At 30.2% G+C, this 25,691-nt stretch carries 24 protein-coding genes; 17 read left to right on the forward strand and 7 right to left on the reverse strand.

Annotation, left to right across the window (positions count from 1 at the left end; genetic code table 11):
* Window positions 1–17: 17 nt before the first annotated feature.
* Both ACTT9Y_RS00580 and ACTT9Y_RS00585 read right to left on the reverse strand, forming a co-directional pair.
* Window positions 18–959 (reverse strand): NAD(P)-dependent oxidoreductase, encoded by a 942-nt coding sequence (locus ACTT9Y_RS00580; protein WP_440932554.1) that lies wholly within the window; start codon window positions 957–959, stop codon window positions 18–20.
* Window positions 956–1,828: a DMT family transporter gene (locus tag ACTT9Y_RS00585; RefSeq protein ID WP_440932555.1), complete on the reverse strand. Its 873-nt coding sequence runs from the start codon at window positions 1,826–1,828 to the stop codon at window positions 956–958. Before ACTT9Y_RS00585 ends, ACTT9Y_RS00580 begins: the two co-directional genes overlap by 4 nt.
* A 59-nt stretch (window positions 1,829–1,887) precedes the next feature.
* On the opposite strand from ACTT9Y_RS00585, the gene ACTT9Y_RS00590 reads away from it, so the two are divergent.
* The 7 genes from ACTT9Y_RS00590 (at window position 1,888) to ACTT9Y_RS00620 (ending at window position 10,628) form a co-directional block, all read left to right on the forward strand.
* The gene (locus tag ACTT9Y_RS00590) at window positions 1,888–2,634 is read left to right on the forward strand and encodes a maleate cis-trans isomerase family protein (protein ID WP_075484340.1); all 747 of its coding nucleotides are present in this window, start codon (window positions 1,888–1,890) and stop codon (window positions 2,632–2,634) included.
* A complete protein-coding gene (locus ACTT9Y_RS00595) occupies window positions 2,634–3,803 on the forward strand; it encodes a M24 family metallopeptidase (RefSeq protein ID WP_440932556.1) in 1,170 nt (389 codons plus the stop codon). Before ACTT9Y_RS00590 ends, ACTT9Y_RS00595 begins: the two co-directional genes overlap by 1 nt.
* 45 nt (window positions 3,804–3,848) lie before the next feature.
* Window positions 3,849–4,934, forward strand: coding sequence for an ABC transporter ATP-binding protein (locus ACTT9Y_RS00600; protein WP_145595988.1), 1,086 nt, complete (start codon window positions 3,849–3,851; stop codon window positions 4,932–4,934).
* Between the two features lie 128 nt (window positions 4,935–5,062).
* Entirely contained in the window at window positions 5,063–6,178 is a 1,116-nt protein-coding gene (locus ACTT9Y_RS00605) for an extracellular solute-binding protein (protein ID WP_075484337.1), read from the forward strand.
* A gap of 68 nt (window positions 6,179–6,246) precedes the next feature.
* Complete coding sequence (locus ACTT9Y_RS00610; RefSeq protein WP_075484336.1) at window positions 6,247–7,512, forward strand: ABC transporter permease; 1,266 nt, start codon at window positions 6,247–6,249, stop codon at window positions 7,510–7,512.
* Window positions 7,513–7,514: 2 nt separating this feature from the next.
* On the forward strand, window positions 7,515–8,369 hold the full coding sequence (locus tag ACTT9Y_RS00615; RefSeq protein ID WP_075484335.1) for an ABC transporter permease: 855 nt from the start codon (window positions 7,515–7,517) through the stop codon (window positions 8,367–8,369).
* Between the two features lie 36 nt (window positions 8,370–8,405).
* Window positions 8,406–10,628, forward strand: coding sequence for a 3-hydroxyacyl-CoA dehydrogenase NAD-binding domain-containing protein (locus ACTT9Y_RS00620; RefSeq protein WP_440932557.1), 2,223 nt, complete (start codon window positions 8,406–8,408; stop codon window positions 10,626–10,628).
* Here ACTT9Y_RS00620 and ACTT9Y_RS00625 read toward each other — a convergent pair.
* Both ACTT9Y_RS00625 and ACTT9Y_RS00630 read right to left on the reverse strand, forming a co-directional pair.
* The gene (locus ACTT9Y_RS00625; RefSeq protein ID WP_440932558.1) at window positions 10,621–11,271 is read right to left on the reverse strand and encodes a peptidylprolyl isomerase; all 651 of its coding nucleotides are present in this window, start codon (window positions 11,269–11,271) and stop codon (window positions 10,621–10,623) included. The genes ACTT9Y_RS00620 and ACTT9Y_RS00625 overlap by 8 nt on opposite strands.
* A complete protein-coding gene (locus ACTT9Y_RS00630) occupies window positions 11,268–11,996 on the reverse strand; it encodes a putative zinc-binding metallopeptidase (RefSeq protein WP_440932559.1) in 729 nt (242 codons plus the stop codon). Before ACTT9Y_RS00630 ends, ACTT9Y_RS00625 begins: the two co-directional genes overlap by 4 nt.
* A 53-nt stretch (window positions 11,997–12,049) precedes the next feature.
* Here ACTT9Y_RS00630 and speB point away from each other — a divergent pair, with 53 nt between their 5' ends.
* Window positions 12,050–13,009, forward strand: coding sequence for an agmatinase (gene speB / locus ACTT9Y_RS00635; protein WP_440932560.1), 960 nt, complete (start codon window positions 12,050–12,052; stop codon window positions 13,007–13,009).
* Window positions 13,010–13,029: 20 nt separating this feature from the next.
* Window positions 13,030–14,463 carry an aldehyde dehydrogenase family protein gene (locus ACTT9Y_RS00640; protein WP_440932561.1) on the forward strand — a complete coding sequence of 478 codons (1,434 nt, stop codon included), beginning with the start codon at window positions 13,030–13,032 and terminating at the stop codon, window positions 14,461–14,463.
* On the opposite strand, the gene argE is transcribed toward ACTT9Y_RS00640, so the two are convergent.
* Entirely contained in the window at window positions 14,460–15,638 is a 1,179-nt protein-coding gene (gene argE, locus ACTT9Y_RS00645) for an acetylornithine deacetylase (protein WP_440932562.1), read from the reverse strand. The two genes, ACTT9Y_RS00640 and argE, sit on opposite strands and share 4 nt — an antisense overlap.
* Window positions 15,639–15,665: 27 nt before the next feature.
* On the opposite strand from argE, the gene ACTT9Y_RS00650 reads away from it, so the two are divergent.
* The 8 genes from ACTT9Y_RS00650 to ACTT9Y_RS00685 are packed head-to-tail and all read left to right on the forward strand — an operon-like array spanning window position 15,666 to window position 23,120.
* Complete coding sequence (locus ACTT9Y_RS00650; protein ID WP_440908614.1) at window positions 15,666–16,007, forward strand: tRNA-binding protein; 342 nt, start codon at window positions 15,666–15,668, stop codon at window positions 16,005–16,007.
* Between the two features lie 2 nt (window positions 16,008–16,009).
* A complete protein-coding gene (locus ACTT9Y_RS00655) occupies window positions 16,010–16,603 on the forward strand; it encodes a LysE family translocator (protein ID WP_440932563.1) in 594 nt (197 codons plus the stop codon).
* Between the two features lies 1 nt (window position 16,604).
* On the forward strand, window positions 16,605–19,274 hold the full coding sequence (gene acnA / locus ACTT9Y_RS00660) for an aconitate hydratase AcnA (RefSeq protein WP_440932564.1): 2,670 nt from the start codon (window positions 16,605–16,607) through the stop codon (window positions 19,272–19,274).
* 2 nt (window positions 19,275–19,276) lie between these two features.
* On the forward strand, window positions 19,277–19,921 hold the full coding sequence (locus tag ACTT9Y_RS00665) for a hypothetical protein (RefSeq protein WP_440932565.1): 645 nt from the start codon (window positions 19,277–19,279) through the stop codon (window positions 19,919–19,921).
* A complete protein-coding gene (locus tag ACTT9Y_RS00670) occupies window positions 19,914–21,212 on the forward strand; it encodes a PQQ-binding-like beta-propeller repeat protein (protein ID WP_440932566.1) in 1,299 nt (432 codons plus the stop codon). The genes ACTT9Y_RS00665 and ACTT9Y_RS00670 overlap by 8 nt, the downstream gene beginning before the upstream one ends.
* Window positions 21,213–21,214: 2 nt before the next feature.
* Window positions 21,215–21,646 carry a hypothetical protein gene (locus ACTT9Y_RS00675; protein WP_440907600.1) on the forward strand — a complete coding sequence of 144 codons (432 nt, stop codon included), beginning with the start codon at window positions 21,215–21,217 and terminating at the stop codon, window positions 21,644–21,646.
* Entirely contained in the window at window positions 21,646–22,701 is a 1,056-nt protein-coding gene (gene zapE / locus ACTT9Y_RS00680; protein ID WP_440932567.1) for a cell division protein ZapE, read from the forward strand. Before ACTT9Y_RS00675 ends, zapE begins: the two co-directional genes overlap by 1 nt.
* Window positions 22,701–23,120, forward strand: a complete 420-nt coding sequence (locus ACTT9Y_RS00685) for a secondary thiamine-phosphate synthase enzyme YjbQ (RefSeq protein WP_023854184.1) — start codon at window positions 22,701–22,703, stop codon at window positions 23,118–23,120. Before zapE ends, ACTT9Y_RS00685 begins: the two co-directional genes overlap by 1 nt.
* Window positions 23,121–23,128: 8 nt before the next feature.
* On the opposite strand, the gene ACTT9Y_RS00690 is transcribed toward ACTT9Y_RS00685, so the two are convergent.
* Complete coding sequence (locus ACTT9Y_RS00690) at window positions 23,129–24,550, reverse strand: cryptochrome/photolyase family protein (RefSeq protein WP_440932568.1); 1,422 nt, start codon at window positions 24,548–24,550, stop codon at window positions 23,129–23,131.
* A 6-nt stretch (window positions 24,551–24,556) separates the two neighbouring features.
* The gene (locus ACTT9Y_RS00695; protein ID WP_440932569.1) at window positions 24,557–25,690 is read right to left on the reverse strand and encodes a diaminopropionate ammonia-lyase; all 1,134 of its coding nucleotides are present in this window, start codon (window positions 25,688–25,690) and stop codon (window positions 24,557–24,559) included.
* Between the last annotated feature and the right edge of the window lies 1 nt (window position 25,691).

Genomic DNA, 25,691 nt, shown 5'->3' on the forward strand with positions numbered 1-25,691 from the left:
TTATCTTAACACATTAATTAAATTTCATATCCTTTTTCCTCAGGTTCGCTATCAACCAACTCATCAGGAAAACCATTAGCTCTAAAATTAATATTATTTAAATCCTCCATCCTTTTCACAATCATTGATGACCAAGCTCTAGAACCATATTTTTTTTGACCATCTTTGAAAATTTCAACTATTTGTGGAGAAATTTCTAAAAGAGCATTTATTTTTTTAGCAAGATTATTAAATAAACTTGTGTCTTTTAAAACCAAATCCATTGTAAAGTTTATATTATAAGATCCATTTAATATAACCTGACTTTCAGTTTCATGCACAAATGAATTACCAGAGGAAATAGCAATCCCTTTATAAGTTTTTGCTAAATCTAAATTAGATTTTTTTGCTACAGTCCAAGCCTCACCTAATGCAACTAAATGTGCAGATGCTAGATAATTTGTAATTACTTTTAATACACTTGCTGTACCAAGCTCACCAGTGTGCAATATTTTTCTCCCCATAACAATTAATACAGGTAAAATTTTTTCAAATGCTTTTCTTTCTCCACCCACGAATATAGAAATATTACCTGTTGCTGCTCTATGACATCCGCCACTAACAGGTCCATCCATAGGTATAGCTTTTTTTTCTATTACTTTTTTTCCAATTCTTTTAACCTCATTTTCGTCTGTGGTACTCATTTCTAACCAAATTTTATTCTCTGACAGTCCATTTATAATTCCGTCATCAGCCTCCATCACTTCAGCGGATACTTCGGGGGAAGGAAGAGATGTAATTATTAAATCAGTTTTTTCTGCTAATTCTTTTGGCGATTTTGCTACCTTAGCACCTAAGTCTTTTAGAGGATTTGTTAAATTTTCATCTATATCTCTTACTGTAAGATCAAAGTTATTTCTTAATAAACTTCCAGCAAGTTTTCCTCCAACATTACCTAGACCAATAAATCCAATTTTCATTTTATTTCCTCTTCCTTTTTGTTTTTTTTAAATACAATTAAAATCACACCAACTATGATTATTGTACCACCTATAAATAATTCTGAAGTTGGTTTTTCACCTAAAAGAAATATTGCTGCCAATAAACCGGTTGGTGGTATCCCCATAGTTACAATCGGTAGAACTTTATAAAGTGGGTTATTTTTTAAAACATAATAGAAACAACCGTATGTAATTGGTTGCATGATGAAACCAATATAAATAGCAATAATCCAATGATTAAATTTTGCATTTGTTAGATAATTAATTGTATTTCCATCAATTATCGCAGATGACATTATTAATATCGGTCCAGAGAATAATGCTAACCAAGCAACTAACGCTAAAGGATTTATTTCTTTACTTAAAGGTTTAACCATAACTTGTCCAAGAGCCCATACAGCAGATCCTAAAATTGTAAGTCCAATTCCAATAAATTTTCCATCCAAGTTAGGAGATCCAGTTAAAATATAAACACCAACAAATGCGATAGCTATACCAATCAAAGCTCTGATCGTTGGTTTTTCTTTAAGCATGAAGTAAGCAAAAATGACTCCAAACGGAACTTCCATCTGAACCAAAAGAACTGCTGAAGATGCATCAATTAAATCTAAACCAGTATATGTAATGCTATATTGCAATGTATTAGCGACTAATGATGCAGCAAAAATTCTTTTTAAATATCCTCTTGGAATTGGAAACCACCAAATTAATAATGATGCAGCAAATGTAAATCTGATACCCATTAAAAGAATAGGAGGAAAAGATTCAAATGCTGGTTTAGCTATTACAAAACCAAAGCCTAAAAATATAGGCACCAAGGATGCTACGAAAGTATCTTTTATATTCATACCTATTTTTTTATATTAATGATTATTAAAGAACTTCTGATATATTCACCTTTTAAAATATGAATTCAACAAAAATAGATCCTAAATACATCACCAAATCAAATCCAAGAATTGGACTTATTGCGCTTGCAAGCGATTTTATGATTGAAAGAGATTTTATAAACGTAATTAAAGACAGAGAAGTTGATTTTTTTGTAAATCGTATTGAATGCTACAACCCGCTAACAAAAGAAAATTTGATCAAAATGTCAGACAAAGTAACTGAGGTAACAAAAGATATATTACCTGATCAGGATATCGATTGTGTTGTTTATGGCTGTACCTCTGGAACAATAGCTGCAGGTTATGAGTCTATAGAGAAAAAAGTAAAAGCTGCAAAACCTATGGCAGAGGTGACAACTCCAAGTACCGCTGCAATTAAAGCTTTAAAAAAGTTAAATATAAGTAAGATAAGTCTATTTACACCTTATAGCAAAAAACTTAACGATGAAGTTTTGGAATATTTTAAAAATGAAGGGTTTGAAGTTACTTCAAATTCTTACTTTGATATAGAAGCTGATTACGATATCGGAAAAGTTGATCAGAATTATTTATTTAATGTTCTATCCGAAATAAATTTAAATGGAGCAGAGGCTCTCTTTGTTTCTTGTACTGCTTTACCAGTATTGCCAATTATTGATAAATTAGAGAAAAAATTAAATACTACAGTTTTATCTAGCAATCAGGCTTTAATTTGGGATACGCTTGTTAAAATTAACAAAAATAATTCCGTCGAAGGATTTGGTAAATTATTTAATGAAAATTAATGTTGTTCACAAAAGAAGAATATAAGCAAAGATTAACAAAAGTTAAAAAAATGATGCAAGAAAAAGGCATCGATCTTTTAATCTCACATGACACTAACAACATGAATTACCTAACAGGTTATGATGCTTGGTCTTTTTATTATGCTCAATGTGCAATTGTTCATATAGATGCAGACGAGCCTCTATGTTTTGTTAGGGCTCAAGATGCAGGTGGTGCATATATTAAAACTTATTTAAAGGATGAGAATATTTTAGTTTATGACGAAAATTATATCCATACTTGGCCAAAACATCCTTATGATAATTTGGTAGAGATAATAAAAGAAAGAAAATGGGATAAGTTATGCATTGGATTAGAAATGGATGCGCATTACTTCACTGCGTTTTGTTATGAAAAAATAAAGCAAGGATTACCTAATGCAAAAATCAAAGATAGCGATCGTTTAGTTAATTGGGTAAGGTTAGTAAAATCAAATGCTGAAATAGGTTTCATGAAATCTGCTGCAAAAATTTCTGAAAAAGGAATGAAAACTGCAATGGAGGTTATTAAACCAGGTGTCAGACAGTGCGATGCAGTTGGTGAAATTCAAAAAACTTTATTTTATGGAACAAAGGAATTTGGAGGTGAATATTCAAGTATTGCAACTTTACTTCCAACAGGAAAAGGTACTTCAGCTTCACATTTAACAGCAACACAAGACAAATTTGCAGAAGGTGAGGCTACAATTATTGAATTATCTGGTGTTTATAAGAGATATCATGCTCCGATGGCGAGAACAATTTTGTTAGGAAAGCCTAATCAATTAAAGATTGATACAATGAATAAAACAATAGAGGCTTTAAATGCAGGTATAAGTCAAATTAAACCTGGGAATACAGCAGATGATGTTGCACAAGCTTTTTGGAAAATATTAGATAAATATGGAATAGAAAAAAAATCTAGAACAGGCTATTCGATAGGAATTGGTTATCCTCCTGATTGGGGTGAACATACACTTAATATTTATAAGGGAGATATGACAATACTTGAGCCTAACGTTTGTTTTCATATGATAGCAGTGATGCAGTTTGGTGATTGGGGTGTTGAAGCATCTGAGGCAATAAGAGTTACAGAGAATGGATCAGAATTGTTCTGTAATTTTCCAAAAGAGCTTCATATTAAGAGTTAATTAGCTATTGAAATATATTTACACAAATGTTTTATATGCACCTTTATGTCTAAAAATCCAGAATTTGTAAAATTCGATAAAGTAGATAAAAGTTACGACGGCAAAGTTCTTGTCGTTAAAGATCTTCAATTAGATATTGCAGAAGGCGAATTCATAACAATGCTTGGTCCATCTGGTTCAGGTAAAACAACGTGTCTAATGATGTTGGCTGGTTTTGAAACACCAACTCATGGTGAAATATTATTAGATGGAAATATAATTTCTAACATTCCTCCTCATAAAAGAGGTATTGGTATGGTTTTCCAAAACTATGCATTGTTTCCACATATGACAGTTTATGAAAACTTAGCTTTTCCGTTAAGGGTAAGAAAAGTTGAAAAAGACGAAATAGATAAAAAAGTTGATAAAGCATTATCGATGGTTTCATTAAGTGGTTTTGAAACTAGAATGCCCGCTCAACTTTCTGGTGGTCAGCAACAAAGAGTAGCAGTTGCAAGAGCTTTGGTATTTGATCCAGCAGTCGTATTAATGGATGAACCACTTGGAGCATTAGATAAAAATTTAAGAGAAAGCATGCAATATGAAATAAAACATATTCATGAAAGTATTGGTGTAACAGTTGTATATGTAACTCATGATCAAAGTGAGGCATTAACCATGTCAAACCGAATTGCAGTATTTAATGATGGAAAAGTTCAACAGCTTTCAAATCCAGCTGAACTTTATGAGAAGCCAGTAAATTCTTTTGTTGCTGAGTTTATTGGTGAGAACAATACTTTCAATGGTGAAGTTGTGGATATCGATAAAGATAAATGCAAAGTTAAATTAGCCAATTCAGAAATACTAGCCAATCCAATTTCTGTAAAGTCTAAAGGTGAGAAAACAACTGTTTCTTTAAGACCTGAAAGGGCGTTAATTAATCCGACTGATAAGATGGATAATATGTTTACTGGAAAGATTGAAGAAGTAATTTATCACGGTGATCATACAAGAGTTAGATTAAATCTTTTAGGAAGCTCAGAGTTTATTCTTAAAGTACCCAACAGCACATCCAATTTAGAGTTAAAAGTAAGTCAAGATATAAATATTGGCTGGAATAGTGTTGATGCTAGAGCATTAGACCCAAAATAATCCTATTTAAAATATTTACATCTAATAGAAGTAACTACTGACAAAATCAGCTGTTGACTTAATCATTCCTATTTGTTGTACTTTTACTTATATAAATTAATTTATATCAACGTTTAAACGGAGGAATAATGAGAAAAATAAGTAAATTATTACTAGCTCTTTCTTTTGTTGTGTCTCTAACATCTTCAGCCTTTGCTGTTACTGTAGCATCATGGGGTGGAGCTTATACAGAGTCTCAAAAGCTAGGGTATGGTGATCCAACTGCTAAAGCATTAGGAATAGAAATCAATTGGGTTGACTATTCTGGTGGTTTATCAGAGATCAAAGCACAGAAAGAAGCAGGTGCAATAACTTGGGATATCATAGATGTATTTGCATTCGACACTATTAACGGATGTGACGAAGGAATATTTGTTAAATTTGATTTTGACAAAGATTTCCCAGCAGCACCAGATGGAACTAAAGCAAGTGAAGATTTCTTTGCACCAATGCCGAGTGAATGTGCTGTAGGTAACATTTTATATTCTTGGAACTATGCTTATAACAAAAACAATTTAAAAGGCACTCCAAAGACTATTAAAGATTTCTTTAATACTAAAAAGTTTCCTGGAAAAAGAGCAATCTATAAAAGTGCTTTAACTAATTTAGAAATCGCTTTAGCTGCAGATGGTGTTAAGCTAGGTGACGGCGGAACTAGAGTTTACAGAAAACTTCTAGAAGACGGTGGAATCGACAGAGCGATGAATAAAATTAAAAAATTATGTACAGATCCTAATGGCGGATGTGTATTCTGGTCAGCAGGTGCTCAACCACCAGAACTTTTAATGAGTGGTGAAGTTGTAATGGCAACTGGTTGGAACGGAAGATTTTTTAACGCAATAGTTGGTGAAGGTGCACCACTTGTACAAGTATGGGATGGTCAAGGTCTTGATTATGAATACTTTGCACTAGTTAAAGGTGGACCAAACGAAGCTGATGCTAAAAAAGCTCTTGCAATGATGACTAACACAGAAATGTTAGCTGGTAGTGCGAAGTATATTGCTTATGCACCATACAGAAAATCATCTCTTGATGTAATTACTGCTGGTGAGCCTTGGTACAAAGATGGTAAAACTGAAATGATGCCACAAATGCCAACAGCTCCTGCAAACACTAAGAATTATTTCTTAGTAGACCCATTCTTCTGGGCTGATAACAATACTGAAATCAGTGAGAAGTGGGAAGCAATGAAAGCAGGACTATAATTTCAGTTTTAAACACTGAATTTATATAATATATTTAGGGCGGTTATTTTTAACCGCCCTATTTTTTTATGAGCTCTGAAACAAAACAAATATTAACAACTGACGGAATACCTTTAGAGGTTAGTTTAAAAAAAGCAGAAAAGAAAAATAAAATAAAAGCATTTCTTCTTGTAGCTCCATTACTATTATTTCTTGTTATCACTTATATATTTCCAATTGGCGACATGTTTATGAGGAGTGTTGATGACAGAATGGTCACCAATATGCTTCCAAAAACTTTCAAAGCAATGGAAAAATGGGAAAACCTTGAGGAATTACCACCCGAAGAAGTATATAGAGGATTTTATGAAGATTATAAAGTACTTGTTGAGAAGCAAGAGCATGGAAAATTAGGACAAAGGTTAAATAAAGAAAAAAATGGTTTTAATACAATTACTAAAAGACTTTTTAGACAAATAAAAAGAAATAAAATTGATGAAAGTATTAGTATAAAAGAACAAATTAACAAAATTCATAAGAGATGGAGAAATGTAGAGTTTTGGTTAGCAATTAAAAGAACTGCCCCTCCTTATACAATGGCAAAATATTTGAAGGGTATGGATATGTATGTTGCTTCAGATGGCAGTATAGCTCAAGTAGACGAAGACAGAAGAATTCACAGAATTTTATGGCTTAGAACATTAGAAATTGCATTTTTTGTTACACTTTTTAGCTTTTTTATGGGCTATCCAATAGCTCATTTGCTTGCAACACTTCCGATGAAGTACAGCAATTTATTGATGATTTGTGTATTGCTCCCATTCTGGACATCTTTGCTGGTCAGAACTGCAAGTTGGATGATTTTGTTGCAACAGCAAGGAGTGGTAAATGATTTTTTTGTAATGATTGGTTTAGTTGGAGACGATAACCGGCCAGAGATGATGTACAATAAAGTTGGAACTTACGTTGCTATGACACAAATATTATTACCTTTTATGGTTCTACCTTTATATAGTGTCATGAAAACAATATCACCAAGTTTAATGAGAGCAGGAAAATCATTAGGTGGAACACCTTTCGTTGCTTTTTGGAAAGTTTACTTTCCTTTAACAATTCCAGGAATAGGAGCTGGATGTTTATTAGTTTTCATTTTAGCGATAGGATACTACATAACCCCTGCTTTAGTTGGTGGAGCATCAGGAACTTTAATAAGTAATCAAATTGCATTTCATATGAAGACAACTCTTGATTGGAGTTTTGCATCAGCGATGGGATTAATGCTTTTGACAGGAGTTTTGGTTATTTATTGGATTTATAATAAATTGGTTGGAGTTGATAACATTAAATTAGGATAATTATGGCATTACCAAGTTATACAGAAACTAGATATAGAATTTGGCATTATATTTATCTTACGATTTGTACCTTTGTTTTTTTCTTTTTGATTGCACCTTTATTTGTAATTTTTCCTTTGTCATTTAATGCAGAAGAATTTTTAGTTTTTTCTGAAGGAATGAAAAATCTTGATCCAGATGCATTCTCTTTGAGATGGTATAAAGATATGATTTATGGAACTAAAAATCCATGGGGACTAGCGGCAAAAAATAGCTTCATAATTGCAATATTTGCAACAATTGGATCAATTATTTTAGGTACATTAGCTGCACTAGGACTCAGCAGTAGACATATGCCTTATAAAGGATTGATAATGGCGACCTTAATATCTCCAATGATTGTTCCATTAATTATATCAGGTGTTGCAATTTTCTTTTTTATGGCAAAAGCTGGTTTAGCAGCAACCCACACAGGAATAGTTTTAGCACATATTATATTAGGAACACCTTTTGTTGTTATTACTGTAACAGCTACACTTTCAGGTTTTGATCATAGCGTAACAAGAGCTGCCGCAAGTTTGGGTAGTAACCCAGTTAACACATTTATGAAGATAACACTCCCTTTAATATTACCAGGAGTAATTTCTGGGGGATTATTTGCTTTTGTAACATCCTTTGATGAAGTTGTTGTGGTATTATTTCTAGCAGGATTAGAAAATACAACTATCCCAATACAGATGTGGACTGGTTTGAGAGAACAACTAAGCCCTACAATTCTTGCAGTTGCAACTTGTTTAATTCTTTTATCTACCTTGATATTAATTAGTGCAGAGTTATTAAGAAGAAGATCTGAAAGATTAAGAGGAATAAATAGATAATTTACCCAAATAAATTATTCATATATAGAGTTCTTTATGGAAATTAGAAAAGTTGTAGTCATTGGATCTGGTACAATGGGAAGTGGTATAGCAGCACATTTATGTAATGCTGGTGTTCCAGTTACTCTTTTAGATTTGTCTACTGAAATCAGTGAAAAAGCTAGAGATAGAATACATAAATCTAGACCTCCTTTGCTAATAGATAAGAGCAAAATTAACAATATTAATGTTGGAAATATTGAAGAAAATTTTGACGTAGTAAAAGATGCAGATTGGGTGGTAGAGGCAGTAGTAGAAAGAATTGATATTAAACATAATATTTATGAGAAGATATTTAAGAACAGAAAAAAAGGTGCAATAGTTTCATCAAACACATCATCAATTCCAATTAAAGTTCTATCAGAAAAACTAAATGATGAAGAAAAAAAAGATTTTTGTATCACTCACTTTTTTAATCCCGTCAGATACATGGGATTGTTAGAAATTGTTAAAAACGAAAATAATGACTTAAATAAAATTAATTCTTTAAAGAAATTTTGTGAAGTTGAGCTTGGTAAAGGAGCAATAATTTGCAACGATACGCCAGGTTTTCTCGGTAATAGGATTGGTGTTTACGCTATGCAGGTTGCTATGACGGAAGCATTCAAAATGAAACTTTCAATAGAAGAAGCAGATGCAGTTTTTGGTAGACCGATGGGTATTCCTAAAACAGGAGTATTTGGATTGTATGATCTAATTGGAATTGATTTGATGGCCGATGTATTAAAAAGTTTTATAAAGGAACTTTCAGATAAAGATGAATTTAAAATTGTTGCAAAAGAAATTCCATTAGTAAAAAAATTAATTGAGACAGGCTACACCGGCCGTAAAGGAAAAGGTGGCTTTTATAGAATGAATAAAAGTGGAGATCAAAAAATTTTAGAAGCAATTAATTTAGAAACAGGAGAGTATTCAGCAACAAAAAAAATAGATTTAGGAATTGAGACAGTTGACATAAATAATTTAATTAATCGAAAAGATAAGTTTGGTGAGTATGCTTGGATTGTAATCTCAAAAATAATTAAATATGCATCTTCACTTGTTCCAGGAATTACTGATAAGTTCAATGATATTGATGAAGCTATGAGACTTGGTTTTAATTGGGCAATGGGTCCTTTTGAAATGTTGAAATCTATAGGGGTAAAGAATTTCTTTGAAAGAATAGATGACTTTGAAAATAATATATTTTTAGAAAATTTATCAAAAACAAAAGATGAAAACTTTTATGGAGAAAGACAAATTTATACAGACATTCAAACCTTAGGAAAAATAAGGCCATCAGCAATTAAAGTAGATAAAAATAATTCAGCTGAAATTCATCGATTTAAAGATTTTAATATTGTTGAGTTTACGACAAAAGCCTGTGCATTAGATTATGACTCGATGGATGCACTTAAAAATGCAACAGACAAACCTTTAATAGTAATTAATGAAAGCATGCAATTTTCAGCAGGTGTGAATTTAAGTTATACTATGAATTTTGCTGATAAAGGTGATTTTAAATCAATTGAAAAATTTATAAAATATTTTCAAGATACTTGCAAAACTTTAAAATACTCTAAGTACCCAGTTGTATCAGCACCTTCTGGACTTACACTTGGAGGAGGCTTTGAGGTTTTAGTTCAAAGTAATTTTGTTGCCTCACATACAAATTTAGTTATTGGATTAGTTGAAACTATTGTTGGGTTAGTTCCTGCAGGCGGAGGATGTAAAGAAATGTTGTGGAGATGGTCACAAACAGAGGAAGCAAAATCAGATCCAGATTATGCCCCACTAAAAGTTTTTGATATTATTGGTTATGCTAAAACAGCCACATCTCCAATCGAGGCTGAGCCATTAAAGTATTTAAGACCAGAAGATAAAAAAATAATGAACAGAAATAGCCTTTTTGAGGAAGCAAAAAATTTAATTAATCAAAATACTGATTTTGTTCCTCCAGAAGAGTGTAAATTTAAGCTTTCTGGAAAGCCGTTGAAAGATAAAATGATTAAGGTTTTAGAGAAATTATACAACGAAAAGGTAATTTTAGATCATGGAATGTATGTTGGAACTGAGCTTGCAAACGTTTTAAGTGGTGGAGACACTACTATTGAAAAAGTATTGTCAGAGGATGATCTGTACAAACTAGAACTAGATTCTTTTATGAGATTGATAGAAACAAAACAAACTCAAGAAAGAATTAAACATACATTATCGACAGGTAAACCTTTAGTTAATTAGAATTAAACATTCTAAAGGTTTTAATATAATCAGGTCTTAAAACATAAATTGCCTTATTACCTGTTTTAATTTTAGTTAATATATCTAAGCCATAAACTACTTTACCAATTGGAGTATATTCACCTTGATAAATTGGAATTTCTTTTAATGTAATAAAGAATTCACTATCTTCTGTATCAAATTCTGTTGCTCTAGCAAAACCAACACTTCCTTCTGTAAATTTAAAATCGTTGCTCAGTTCTGATTTTAACAATCCCAGTCCAGACTTTCCGCTACCAATTTTAGAATAATCTAAATTATTTATATTTCCATACTCGATATCTCCAGCTTGTACAAAAGTATTTTCTGAAACTTTATAAAAAGCAGAACCATCATACATTTTTTGTTCAATTAAAATTTTAAATCTTTCCACCGCTTTAGGAGAAACATCTGGATAAAGTTCAATTATTACATTTCCACACTCAACATTCATTACTACAATATTATCTGAATTATTAAAATTAAGTTTACTTAAATTATTTTTTTCTACAAATAGACATTTATTTTTTAATAAAAAAAAAGATGTAAAAACAAAAATTGAAAGACAAATTAAAAATATAAATAAAATTTTTTCTGATTTTGAAGCTTTAATTGTTTTAATCATAAAATATTTTTATCTATTTTAGCTAAATTTATTTTTATAAAATTCACTTTGTTTTTTAGAATTTTGTCACTATTAATTTTATCTTCGATTGTTTCCTTATCAGTCATTAAAAATGAAAAAATTTCTGCCATATCTTCAGATGGGATAGATTTAGAATATTCTGTTAAAAAACCATCAGTTTTTTCATATAGATCTAAATTTAATCTATCAGAACAAGTCGAACATTCAGCGTAATTAAATGATGTTAGATTAAAAGAGGAAAATTTATCCTCATCAAAATATTTAACGTGAGTGTTTTGTATCATATGAAAAATTTCATGATGCATCATTCTTTCAAAATATTTTTTATTAAAATTAATATCTAAAATTAATGTCCTGTTTTTATTATCAGGTATTCCTCCAGTATTAATTTCAGAGATGAATAAATTTTCACAAAATACAATATATTTTAATTTAATCTTATTAAGAAAATTAGAATTATATCGATTAAGATTTTTTTCAATTAAAGGAAATTTTGAATTTAAATTATTGATACTAACTTTATCGCAAGAAATGTTCTTATTTATACCAATTTTAAAATTACCTTTAGCGCTCAAATAACGAATATTATTATCGTTTTTTAATTTATAAATTTCTAAATTTGGAATTTTTATAAGATTATAAATTTCATCAGCATTTACATGCGAAATATGAAAAATAAGAATAAATAAAAATAAAATTTTCATTAAATTATTATAGACGAATTAGATGAGATAATATTATCTTAGATTATTAAAAAATGAAAAAAGAAAGAAATAAAAATCCAATTCAACCAGTTAGCGGAACTAAAGTTCCAAGATTTGCTGGCCCAAGCACATTTGCAAGATTACCTGAACTAAGAGATGTGAAAAGTTGTGACGTTGCAATTGTTGGAATTCCGTTTGATGCTGGCACAAGTTATCGACCCGGAGCAAGATTTGGTCCACAAAGCATAAGGCAAGCTTCTAGACATTTAAGAACTAATTATCATCCTAATTATGATGTTGAGCCTTTCAAAATCCAACAAGTAGCTGATGCTGGTGATATCGCTTGCAACCCATTTAGTATTGATGAAGCAATTAAACAAATAGAAGTAGGTGCAACAGATTTATTAAATAAGGTTGGAGGAATTATAAGTTTAGGTGGAGACCATACTATTGCAGTACCATTGTTAAGAGCAATCAATAAAAAAAATAAGGGCCCTGTATCTTTAGTTCATTTTGATGCCCACTTAGATACTTGGGACACATATTTTGGTGCACCTTATACTCACGGAACTCCATTCAGAAGAGCTAGAGAAGAAGGATTATTTTTAGATGATGCTTCTATGCATGTTGGAATTCGAGGACCACTTTATAGTAGAAATGATATTAAAAATGATGAAAGTTTTGGATTTAAAATAATTCATTGTGATGAGTTTCAAACAGAAGGAACTGATAAAATAGCAGAAAGAATTAGAAAAAGAGTGGGAGACAATCCATTGTACTTATCAATTGATATTGATGTTTTAGACCCTGCATTTGCTCCAGGTACTGGTACACCAGAAATTGCAGGGATGACTACAAGAGAAATGGTAAATGTTTTAAGAGGTTTGTCTGGATTAAATTTGGTTTCAGCAGACGTCGTTGAGGTTTCCCCAGCATATGATCATGCAGAAGTAACTTCTTTAGCAGCAGCAACTATTGTTTATGAATTAACTAATTTATTTGCAAAAACATAAAGAAAGGGTAACGTCAAAGCATGTTAGACAAAAAAAATTTTTACATTAATGGAGCGTGGGTTAAGCCAAATAGTTCTGAGGAAATTAAAGTAATTGATCCTGCTACAGAAGAAAATTGTGCAGTAATTACTTTAGGGAACAAAGCTGATGTTGATATTGCTGTTAATGCAGCTAAAGATGCCTATGAATCTTGGGCCTTTTCTTCCAAAGAACAAAGAATTGGATTATTAGAAAAACTTTATGAAAATTATAAGAAAAGATGGGCAGATATTGCAGAAGCTATAACTCTTGAGATGGGTGCTCCAAAAGATTTTGCAACAAAATTACAAGCAGGTACAGGAGCAAGTCATATCAAATCATTTATTAGATATTTAAAAAATTTTGAATTTGAAAAACCGCTAGGAGATCATGCTCCTAACCAAAGATTAATTTATGAACCAAAAGGTGTTTGTGCATTAATAACTCCATGGAATTGGCCGATGAACCAAGTTTGTTTAAAAGTAATGCCAGCAATAGCTGCAGGTTGCACAATGGTTTTAAAGCCATCAGAATTAGCACCACTCTCATCAATGATACTTGCTGAAATTATTGATGAAGTAAAATTTCCAAAAGGTGTGTTCAATTTAGTTAATGGTGATGGAGCAAAAACAGGTAATGCTCTCACAAGTCATCCAGATATTAACATGATATCTTTTACTGGATCAACAAGAGCAGGAGCTTTGATTTCACAAAATGCTGCTAAAGATTTTAAAAGAGTAAGCTTAGAATTAGGAGGCAAGGGTGCAAATATAATTTTTAAAGATGCTGATCCAGAAGCTATTGAAAGAGGTGCTTTTAGATGTTTTAGAAATTCTGGACAATCTTGTAATGCACCGACAAGAATGTTAGTTGAAAAATCTATGTATGGTGAGGCAATTGAGAGATTAAAAAAATATACTGAAAGTTTTGAGGTGGGTGATCCTAAAAAAGAAGGAGAACATATAGGTCCAGTTATTTCAGAAACTCAATATAATAAAATACAAACTTTAATCCAAAAAGGAATAGATGAAGGTGCAAAATTGGTCGCTGGAGGAACAGGTAAACCTGATGGATTAGACAAAGGTTACTTTGTTAAACCAACTGTTTTTGCAGATGTAAATAATGATATGGAAGTTGCAAGAACAGAAATATTTGGACCTGTTTTATCTGTTATTCCTTTTGAAACAGAAGAGGACGCAATTAAAATCGCAAATGATACTGCTTATGGACTAACAAACTATATTCAAACCCAAGACTCTCAAAAAGTACAAAGAGTTGCGAGAAAATTAAGATCTGGAATGGTTGATGTTAATGGAGCTGGTATTGCAGTTGATGCACCTTTCGGTGGATTCAAACATTCTGGAATAGGTCGAGAAGCAGGTGAACACGGTTTAGAGGAGTTTTTAGAGGTAAAAGCAGTGGGTGGTTGGAGTTAATTTACTGATTTATCTTTCACACCTTCTAAAAATTTAAGGCACTTTTTCATTTCATTTAATTCTATAAACTCGTCAATTTTGTGAGCTTGTTCTATCGATCCAGGTCCACAAACAACAGTACTGATACCTAATTCTTGAAACAAACCAGCTTCTGTTCCAAAAGAAACTACTTCTCTAGAATTATCACCAGTTATATTTGATACAAATTCACATGCTTCAGATTCATCTAATCTGTTAAAACCAACAACTTCACCTATCACTTCTTTTTCGATATAAGAATCTGGAAATACTTTTTTCATTTCTGGTAGAAGTACTTCATTTGCATATTTATCAATTTCTTTTGTAACAAATTCTCCATCTTCTTTTACAACTGGTCTTGTTTCCCATTCAACACTACATTTATCTGCAATGACATTATGAGCAATACCACCTTTAATTCCACCAATTGATAAAGTTGAATGTGGAGGATCAAAAATACTATCTTTTTGAACTCTTTTTTTTAATTCTTCTCTAATTTCTAAAAGTTTTCCAACATATCTAGTAGCATATTCAGCTGCATTTACTCCTAAATGTGGTTTAGAACTATGTCCCGCAAGTCCTCCAAAGTGAACTGTGTATTCATTCATACCTTTGTGGGCGTCAATAATTTTCATTTTAGTTGGTTCACCAATTATACAAATTCCATTTTTGATTTCTCTTTTTTTTAATTCCTCTATCAATAAAGGGGCTCCAATACATGCGGTCTCTTCATCAAATGTGTAACAGAAATGTAAGTCTCTATCTAAATTACTTTCTTTGAAGATAGGTGCATAAGCAAGTGTACATGCAATAAAACCTTTCATATCACATGAGCCTCTTCCATATAATTTATCATTTTTAATAGTTGCAACGAATGGATCACTGCTCCAACCTTTAGATACGGGAACCACATCAGTGTGACCAGATAATATGATTGGTTTTTTTATGCTTTGATTTTTTGCTTTTAGAGTTCCAAAAAGATTTACTCTTTTTTTATCATCATCATAAACTTTGAAAGTATCTATTCCGATGTTATTTAAAATTTTTTCACAATAATCAATTAAATTACTGTTATCTTGACCTGAGATAGTTTTAAATGCGATTAAGTCAGTTAAAATCTTGATTGATTTTTCATATAAATTGTTATCTATACTCATAAACTTAAAACACTATATTATATTATGATTAAAGAGCAAATTACCTATAATGATTTTGATAAAGTAGATATTAGAATTGGTACTGTAATTTCTGTAAAAAAAAATGAAAAAGCGAGAAAGCCATCTTTAGTGGTTGAAGTTGATTTTGGAAGCGAAATTGGCATTAAACAATCTTCGGCTCAAATTACCCATTATTATAATGAGGAGAATTTAAAAGGAAAACAGGTTATTGCTGTTTGTAATTTTCCTGAAAAAAATATTGCTGGAATAGTTTCTCAAGTATTGGTTTTAGGGGCAATTGATGCCGATGGCAAAGTTACACTTGTTCATCCTTCTCAAAAGGCAGAAAACGGATTACCGATTGCTTAATAATGCATCCTGAAATTCTTTCTATAACTTTATTTGGAATTGTTGCAGCATTTACTCCTGGACCAAATAATTTCGTTGCTTTCTATTCTGGTTTCAATTTTGGTATTCTTAGAACACTGCCACATATAATTGGTGTAACTTTAGGATTTCCATTTTTGTTATTATGTTTAGCTCTAGGGTTGATAAATATTTTTAAACTTTATCCTTTAACTCAAGAGGTATTGAAATATTTAGGAACTCTATTTTTAATTTATTTAGCATACAAAATTTCTTTTTCAGGACCTTCTGATCAGGAAAATAAAAACAAAAATCCAATTAAGTTTCATGAAACTTTTATTTTTCAATTCTTAAATCCTAAAGGCGTTATTGCATCAATTATTCTTGTTTCAACTTATATTAATCCAGGAGAAACCTTTTTAAGTTATACGACTCAAATTATCATTATGGCCTTAATTGTTTCAGTGACCAGTATAACTCTGTGGACCTTCTTAGGTAAATTTTTCAGGAAATTTGCGACAAATCAGAAATTTATTAATTACTTTAATTATGCTATGTCACTGCTTCTTTTAACAAGCATAATAACTTTTTATTTATAATATGACCCCAGGAAACAAAAATTCTTATAAATCACTAAAAAAAATCACAGTCAATGACAAGGAGTATAATTATTACTCATTAAATGAAGCAGAAAAAAATGGACTTAATGGAATAGATAAACTTCCAAAATCTCTTAAAGTTTTACTAGAAAATTTATTAAGATACGAAGACGACTTAAGTGTAACAAAATCTCAAATAGAGGCGATTAAAAACTGGCTAAAGACAAAAAAATCTAAAACTGAAATTGCATATAGACCAGCAAGAGTTTTGCTTCAAGATTATACAGGAATACCTGCGGTTGCAGATTTAGCTGCAATGAGAGAAGCAGTTAAAGAAAAAAACAAAGATCCAAATACAATAAATCCACTGTCTGCAGTTGATCTTGTAATTGATCACTCTGTGCAAGTCGACCAATCTGCAAAAGCAGATTCTTTTGAAAAAAATGTTGATATAGAATTTGAAAGAAATGGTGAGAGATATTCTTTTTTAAAATGGGGACAGCAGGCATTTGATAATTTTAGAATAGTTCCACCAGGAACAGGAATTTGTCACCAAGTAAATCTTGAATATTTGTCAAAAGTTGTTTGGTCAGAAGAATTTAAAGGTGAAAAATATCTTTTTCCAGATACTTTAGTTGGAACGGATAGTCATACAACAATGGTAAATGGTTTATCTGTTTTAGGATGGGGTGTTGGAGGAATTGAAGCTGAAGCAGGAATGTTAGGTCAACCAATTTCCATGTTAATACCAGAAGTCATCGGTTTTGAAATGAAGAACAAAATGCCAGAAGGAACTACTGCAACTGATTTAGTGTTAACTGTTGTTAAAATGTTAAGAGATAGAGGAGTGGTTGGTAAGTTTGTTGAGTTTTATGGAGAGGGTTTAAAAAATTTAACACTAGCGGATAGAGCAACAATTGCAAACATGGCACCAGAATATGGTGCTACTTGTGGTTTTTTTCCTATCGATGAAGAAACATTAAAGTATTTGAAATTTTCTGGAAGAGATCAACAAACTGTTGATATCGTAGAAAATTATGCCAAGGAACAAGGTTTATGGGCGAGTAACGAAATAGAATTTACTGACATTATATCTTTAGATATGTCCACAGTCGTACCAACTATTTCAGGACCTAAAAGACCTCAAGACAAAGTTCTGTTAACAGATGCACCTAGTTCGTTTCAAAAAGTATTGCAGGAAGCTACAAATAAAAATGAAAAGTCAATTTCGAAAGTATCAAATACAGATTACGAAATTAAAGATGGCTCAATATTAATTGCTGCAATAACTTCTTGTACTAACACTTCTAATCCAAATGTTTTAATCGGGGCTGGACTATTAGCTAAAAAAGCTATTGAAAAAGGTTTGCAGGTTAAACCCTGGGTAAAAACTTCTTTAGCACCTGGATCTCAAGTAGTTACAGACTATTTGGCGAAAGCTGGATTAAACACTTATTTAGATCAGCTTGGTTTTAATTTAGTTGGGTATGGCTGTACTACTTGCATTGGAAATTCAGGACCACTTCCAGAAAATATTGTAGAAGCTATCCAAAAAGAAAATATTTATGCTGTTTCAGTTTTATCTGGAAATAGAAATTTTGAGGGAAGAATTTCTCCACATATAAAAGCTAACTATTTAGCTTCACCCCCACTTGTTGTTGCATATGCAATAGCTGGGCATATGGAGGTTGATTTGTACAAAGATCCATTGGGAAAAGATAAAGAAGGAAAAGATGTATTTTTAAAAGATATTTGGCCTTCAAATAAAGAAATAGAAGAAACTTTAAAAGATTCACTTAATGCTGACATGTTTATAAAAAGATACTCAAATGTTTCAGAGGGCCCAACTCAATGGCAAAAAATTAAAACTGATAAAAGCAGCATCTATAATTGGGATGAGGGATCAACATATGTTAAAAAACCTCCGTTTTTTGACTCGTTACCAGATAAACCAGAAGGATTTAAAGAAATTAAGGACGCAAGACCATTATTAATTTTAGGTGATATGGTTACAACTGATCATATATCGCCAGCTGGCAGTATTCAAAAAGATAGTCCAACTGGTGAATATTTCATGGAACACCAAATTTTACCTAAAGATTATAATTCATACGGTTCCAGAAGAGGTAACCATGAAGTTATGATGCGAGGAACTTTTGCAAATATAAGAATTAGAAACGAAATGGCTCCAGGTACAGAAGGTGGTTTTACAAAGTTATACCCAGAAGAAAAAGTTCTTCCTGTCTATGATGCGGTTGTTGAATATAAAAAAAGAGGAACAGATTTGGTTGTTATTGGTGGAAAAGAGTATGGAACCGGATCATCTAGAGATTGGGCAGCTAAAGGAACAAAATTACTTGGGATAAAAGCAGTAATCGCAGAGAGTTTTGAAAGAATCCACCGATCTAATTTGATTGGAATGGGAATATTACCGTTACAATTTATCGAAGATGTAAATAGAAAAAATCTAAAATTAATTGGTTCTGAATTAATTAGTATTCTAAATATAGAAAAGGGTGTTCATCCTTCAGATGAAGTGACAGTTGAAATTAAATATGCTTCAGGCGAAATAAAGAAAATTAAAACTTTATGCAGAATTGATACAAAAAATGAATTAGAGTATTATAAAAATGGAGGTATTCTGCAGTACGTTTTAAGGAATATGATTTAATTATGGATGAAGATTTATCAATTATAAATACCAATACTAGAAATGAAAAAATTAAGAATTTTTTTGTAAATAATAAAAATAAAATAATTTCAGGTATAATTATCTTAATAATTATTATATTTGGTGTTTTTAGTTACGATAAATATTTAATTAATAAAAAAAAAGATATCTCAGATAGTTATAATTCAATAATCATCGATTATTCTGACAAAACAAAAGAAAAAACAGCTAGTAGTCTGATTGAAATTATAAACAAAAAAGATCCAACTTATTCACCTTTATCTCTTTATTTCATCATTGATAATAATCTTGTAAGTGATCAGTCCAAAATCAATTCATTATTTGATATATTGATAAAAGATACTTCATTAGACAGTGAGATTAACAACTTAATTATATACAAGAAGGCACTTTACAATGCAGATAACGCACAAGAGGGTGATCTTTTAAATATATTAAATCCACTGATCAATTCCAAAAGTGTCTGGAAATCACATTCTTTATATTTAATGGCAGAATATTTTTATGCAAATAATCAAAAACAAAAAGCTAAAGAATTTTTCAACCAAATAATAGCTTTAGAAAATTCAAACCCAGATATAAGGCTTCAAGCAGAAAAAAGATTGAACAGAGACTTGAGTGAATAAATTAATTTTTACTTTAATTGTATTATTTTTTCTTAGTAACTGCTCATTTAACGAAAACTCAAGAATTTGGAAAGATAAAGAAAATAAATTAGAAGCAGATAAAAAAATAACAAAAGTTTTTGCTGAGGAAAATCTTAGTGTTTCAGAATTTAATAGAGATTTAAAATTAGATCTGTCATCAATAAAAATAAATAATAAAAATTATGAAAATCAAAATAATCTTGGTTTGCAAAATTACAAAGGTGAATTAACAAAGATTGGAAACTTTAAATTTTCAAAGCTAGAGGAACTTAATCAATTAGATTTCGAGCCGATTTTTTTGAATAATGGAATAATATTTTTTGATAAAAAGGGTACAATTATTAGGTATGACAATAATCAGAAAGTTATTTGGAAAAAAAACTACTATTCAAAAGCTGAAAAAAAATTAAAACCAAAACTTAATTTTTTAGTAGATAGTCAAAACCTTTTAGTAGCTGATAGCATAGCAAAATATTATTCTGTTAATATTAGTACTGGAGAATTAAATTGGTCCAAAAATAATGATTATCCATTTAATTCAAATATTAAAAAGCATAAAGATAAAATATTTGTTATCGATTATAATAATACATTGAGATGTTTTAAAATTAAAGATGGTTCTGAATGTTGGAATTTGCAAACAGAAGACTCATTTACAATTTCAAATATTAAATATTCTTTAATTATTTTAAACGATAATGTTATTTTCAATAATTCTATAGGAGATATTACAGCTGTAGATATTGAAACAGGTTTAATTACATGGCAACTACCTACACAGAGCAGCTCGATAATAAATGAAACTTATAACTTTAAGACTTCTCAACTAGTATCAGATGGAAATTCTGTATTTTTTTCAAATAATAAAAATCAATTTTATTCTATTGATTTAAAAACAGGAACAACAAACTGGATAAATGAAGTTAATTCCAATGTAAAACCTATTTTGGTTGGAAATCTAATTTTTACAATCTCTAATGAAGGTTATTTATATTTAATTGACAAAAATAAAGGCAATATAGTTCGAATTACAGATCTATTTCTGAATTACAAAGATAAAAAAAGAAAAAATATTTATCCAATTGGTTTTGTAATTGGGGACAAAAACCTATTTTTAACTAACTCAGATGGTAAGATGGTCATAGCTGGGATTGAGGATGGAAAAACAATAAAAATTGAAAAAGTTTCTAGTGGACTGGTATCTGAACCGTTTATATTTAATAACAATTTATATGTAGTAAGAAATGGTTCAATTGTACAATATAATTAAACATGTTCTTAAAATTTTTAGAAAAAATTGGCAGAAAAAAAGTTGTATTAGATAGAGGACCTTCACATCCTAATTTTAAAGAGGCAAAGCCTTGGATGAACCGTTACTATGTTTTAATGAGGTATCGGCCTAAATGGTTTCCATTCAATATATTAATTCATGAGATGCTAGCAGATGACCATGGAGAAGGAGTTCATAATCACACATTTCCTTATATTACCATAATTTTAAGAGGTGGTTATTGGGAGACATTAAGCACTGGCAAGTTTTGGCGTCCACCAGGGTATATTGGTTTTAGATCAGCAAATAATTTGCATCGAGTAGATTTGGAACCAGGAACCAGACCATTAACTTTATTTATCTCAGGTCCATTCGGGCTAAGGAAAGGACCAAGATCAGAGTATGGTATTGACTTTAAAACTAAAAAAAATTGATGCCAAAAAAATTTGAAAAAGAATTCATATCTTATTGTGAAAATCAAAATTTAGAAGTTAATCCTTATCAAATCAAAGTTATTAAAAAATTAGAAGATTACCATAATAGTAATTACAAATCATTTTTTTCAAAATTATTTTCTAAACAAAAAACTAAAAAAGGATTTTATTTGTATGGTGGTGTAGGGGTTGGTAAAACAATGATTTTAAACTTCTTTTATGATCATCTTGAAGAAAAAAAATTAAAAAAGCATTTTAATGAATTTATGTTAGGTTTTCATGATTTTGTCCATGAGCAAAAAGAAAAAAATGAAGAAAATGTAATCAATCAATTTGTTAAAAATTTAAAATCAAAAGCTTCATTAATTTATTTCGATGAATTCCAAGTTACAAACATTGTTGATGCAATGATTTTAGGAAAATTATTTGAACAAATATTTAAAGAAGATATTAAAATTATTCTTACCTCAAATACTGAAATTTCAGAACTTTATAAAGAAGGTCTTCAACGCGAACAATTTATACCTTTTATAAAAATAATGGAAGATCAATCAATCGAGCATGAATTAAAAATTGAGGATGATTATAGAAAATCTAATGATAATCAAAAACAAAGATATTTTTTTCCACTTAATCAAGAAACCAATTTTAAGATTAATAAATTTTTTAGAACCATAACTAAGGATAAAAAACAATCTTCAATAACAGTTAATGTCAAGGGAAGAGAATTAAAAATAGAAAACTTTTATGAGGGAATTGTTAGATGTGACTTTAATCAACTTTGTGATCAAAATTTAGGAGCGGAAGATTATTTGGAAATAATTAAAAACTGTAAATTTATGGTAATAGACCAAATACCTCAATTTAATGATGTCAATTCAAATCAACAAAAACGTTTTATCACTTTGTTAGATGTAATTTATGATAAAAATATTTCATTAGCAGTTACAGCTGATCTAAATTTAGATCAATTTACCTCTTCAAGATTGTTAGAAAAACCATTTAAACGAACCATTAGTCGTTTGTATGAGCTTACATCGAAGGAGTATAATTGATGAAACAAGAATTTTATAATCTTCAAATTAAGACTAATGGTCAAAAGTTATATGAGTTTACTAATGATACAATTCATTGGATTGGTCAAAATAACTTTAAAAATGGTATTCTTAATTTAAGTATTCAACACACAAGCGCCTCATTAATTGTTCAAGAAAATGCAGATCCAGATGTACAAACAGATTTGATAAATTATTTTGATAAATTAGCTCCTATGGACAACAAACTATATGTTCATACTACGGAGGGAAAAGATGATATGCCTGCACATATTAAATCGGCATTAACAAATAATCAAATTTCTCTTAGTGTGAAAGATAGTGAATTGTTGCTCGGAACTTGGCAGGGCATATATTTATTTGAACACAGATTAGAGGCTCAAAAAAGAACTATAATTCATCATTTTATTGGAGAATAAAATTAAATTTATTTTTTCTTCAAAGATTGAAACGCTTCAAGAGCTGCAGCTCTAGCTTTTTCGTGAACAACAATAGGGCCTGGGTAATCTCTGCCAATAATTGTTTTTATAGCTTCTTGATACTTTAATTCCATTTCCCATGGTTTATGAATGAATTTTTTTGGCACTTTGCTTAATTCAGGAACCCATTTTTTTACATATAAACCTTCCTTATCAAATTTTTCTCCCTGCAAAATCGGATTAAATATTCTAAAGTAAGGTGCAGCATCAGCACCACAACCAGCAACCCATTGCCATTGAGCTACATTATTTGCTTTATTGAAATCTAATAAACAATTTCTGAAATGTTTCTCACCTTCAGTCCAATTAATTCTTAAATGTTTTACAAGAAAGGAACCAACAACCATTCGAATTCTGTTATGCATCCATCCAGTTTCATATAATTCTCTCATTCCAGCATCCACAATAGGATAGCCTGTCATTCCTGATTTCCATGCCTTCAAAAATTTATCATTTTTTACCCACGGAAATTTATCAAATTCTTTTCTATAATTACCTTTTAAAAATTCGGGAAAATAATTAATTAAACTATGTGAAAATTCACGCCACCCTAATTCATTGATGTATTTCCTATAGCCAATTCCTTTAGATTTTATTTCATTACATTTTTGCCAAATAGTACTCACGTGAATTTGACCATGTTTAATATATGGAGACAATTTTGATGTACCCTCTATTGATGGATAATCTCTAGCTGTCCCATAATCTTTAATTTTTTTTTCAATTAAATTATTAAGAACTTTTTTCGAATCATTTTCAGAAACTTTCCAGTATTTCTCAAATTTTTTATACCAATTTTTTTTTGGTAAAATGTTTTTAGGTTCAATACTATTTTTAAAAAAAGAAATTAATTTAACTTTTTTTTTTACAATATAATTTTTGCTTGGGGGCAAACTAAGATATTTCTCTTCAGCATTTCTCCAGAATGGACTAAATACTTTAAAAGGTGTACCATCATTTTTAGTTACTTCTTGAAACTCATTAAGAATATTTCCTTTAAAATATTTGAACTCAACTTCGTTTTTTTGAAAAGCATCTCTTATTTTTTTTCCTTTAGCAATTACATCTGGTTCATATATTTTATTCCAATATACAGAAATATTATCTTTTTTTTTAATTTTCGATAATACATCTAGCTCGTCTCCTTCTAATATCTGAAGATTGATTTTGTATTTAAATAATTCTGATTTAAATTCCTCTAGAGACTTATATAACCACCATTTTTGTGCTTCCCTTTTTTTATCAAAATCACTTTTATTATAAATAAACAGTGCTACAACGTTATCGTGATTTTGACTCGCAAAAGATAATGCAGGATTATGTTCAATTCTAAAATCTTCCCTAATCCAAAATATTGCATTTTTTTTCATATGAATTTATTTTCTGCCTTTAGATAACAGTTGTTTGTAAAGTTTTACATCTGCATTACCTTCGCATCCTATTACCAAAACATTAGAATTTTCGTTAAGTTCTAAAAGTTTTTTAGTTTTAGTATTATTACAAACGCCTACCAGGCTTATAATACCAGGTGCAGAGCACTCTCCACCAATTATTGAATTTTTACTAAGCTTTTTGTCTTTCAACATCGCTACAGTTTTAGCAATATTTCGATCACTTACAGACACACAACAATTGCTCGTTTTTTTCAATATTTGCCAAGGAATATATGACATTTCATTACATGACATACCACCCATGATGCTCTCCTTTTTAATTTTAATTTTTTTTAATTTATTGTGTTTTATGCTTTGAAGAACACAATCAGCTCTATCAGGCTCAACAATTATGATCTTTGGAATTCTTTTAAAATATTTTGCAACACCAGCAACTACACCAGCAGCCATACCACCAACACCAGCTTGTAAGAAAATATGGGTTATATATTGATTTGTTTGTTTAGAAATTTCTTTAATCATTATGGAATACCCTGCCATGGTAAGTTGAGGAACTAATTTATATTCTTTTGTTGAAACATCTTGAACAATTTTCCAATTATTTTTTTTTGATAACTTTTTACATTCGTTAAGTGAATTTTCATAATCTCCCTTAACTCTTATTACTTTGGCTCCGAATTTTTTAATTTCTTTAACTCTTGTGTCACTAACGTATTGACTAACAAATATTTTACATTTTAAACCCAACCTTTTAGCACCCCATGCTACGGATCTTCCATGGTTCCCAGCAGTTGCTGAGGAAATGATTATATTTTTTTTTCCTTTAGATATTTTTTCAACAGCATAAGCTCCACCTAAAGCTTTAAATGATTTTAAATGAAATCTTTTAGATTCATCTTTATAAAAAACATTATTAAGTTTTAAATTTTTTTGTAATTTCTCAAGCTTTAATAGTGGGGTTGCTTTATAATTTTTCCAACTGGAAATTGATTTAAAAGCGTTTGTTAATAGTAATGACGGGACAAATCTTAAAACATAATTTCTTTTAAAACCAAAATTATTATTTTTTAAAGATTTTGTAAGTGTCCAGTTCTTAATACTTTTTAAACTCTTCACT

It is taken from the genome of Candidatus Pelagibacter sp., assembly GCF_052049995.1.
GTDB lineage: Bacteria > Pseudomonadota > Alphaproteobacteria > Pelagibacterales > Pelagibacteraceae > Pelagibacter.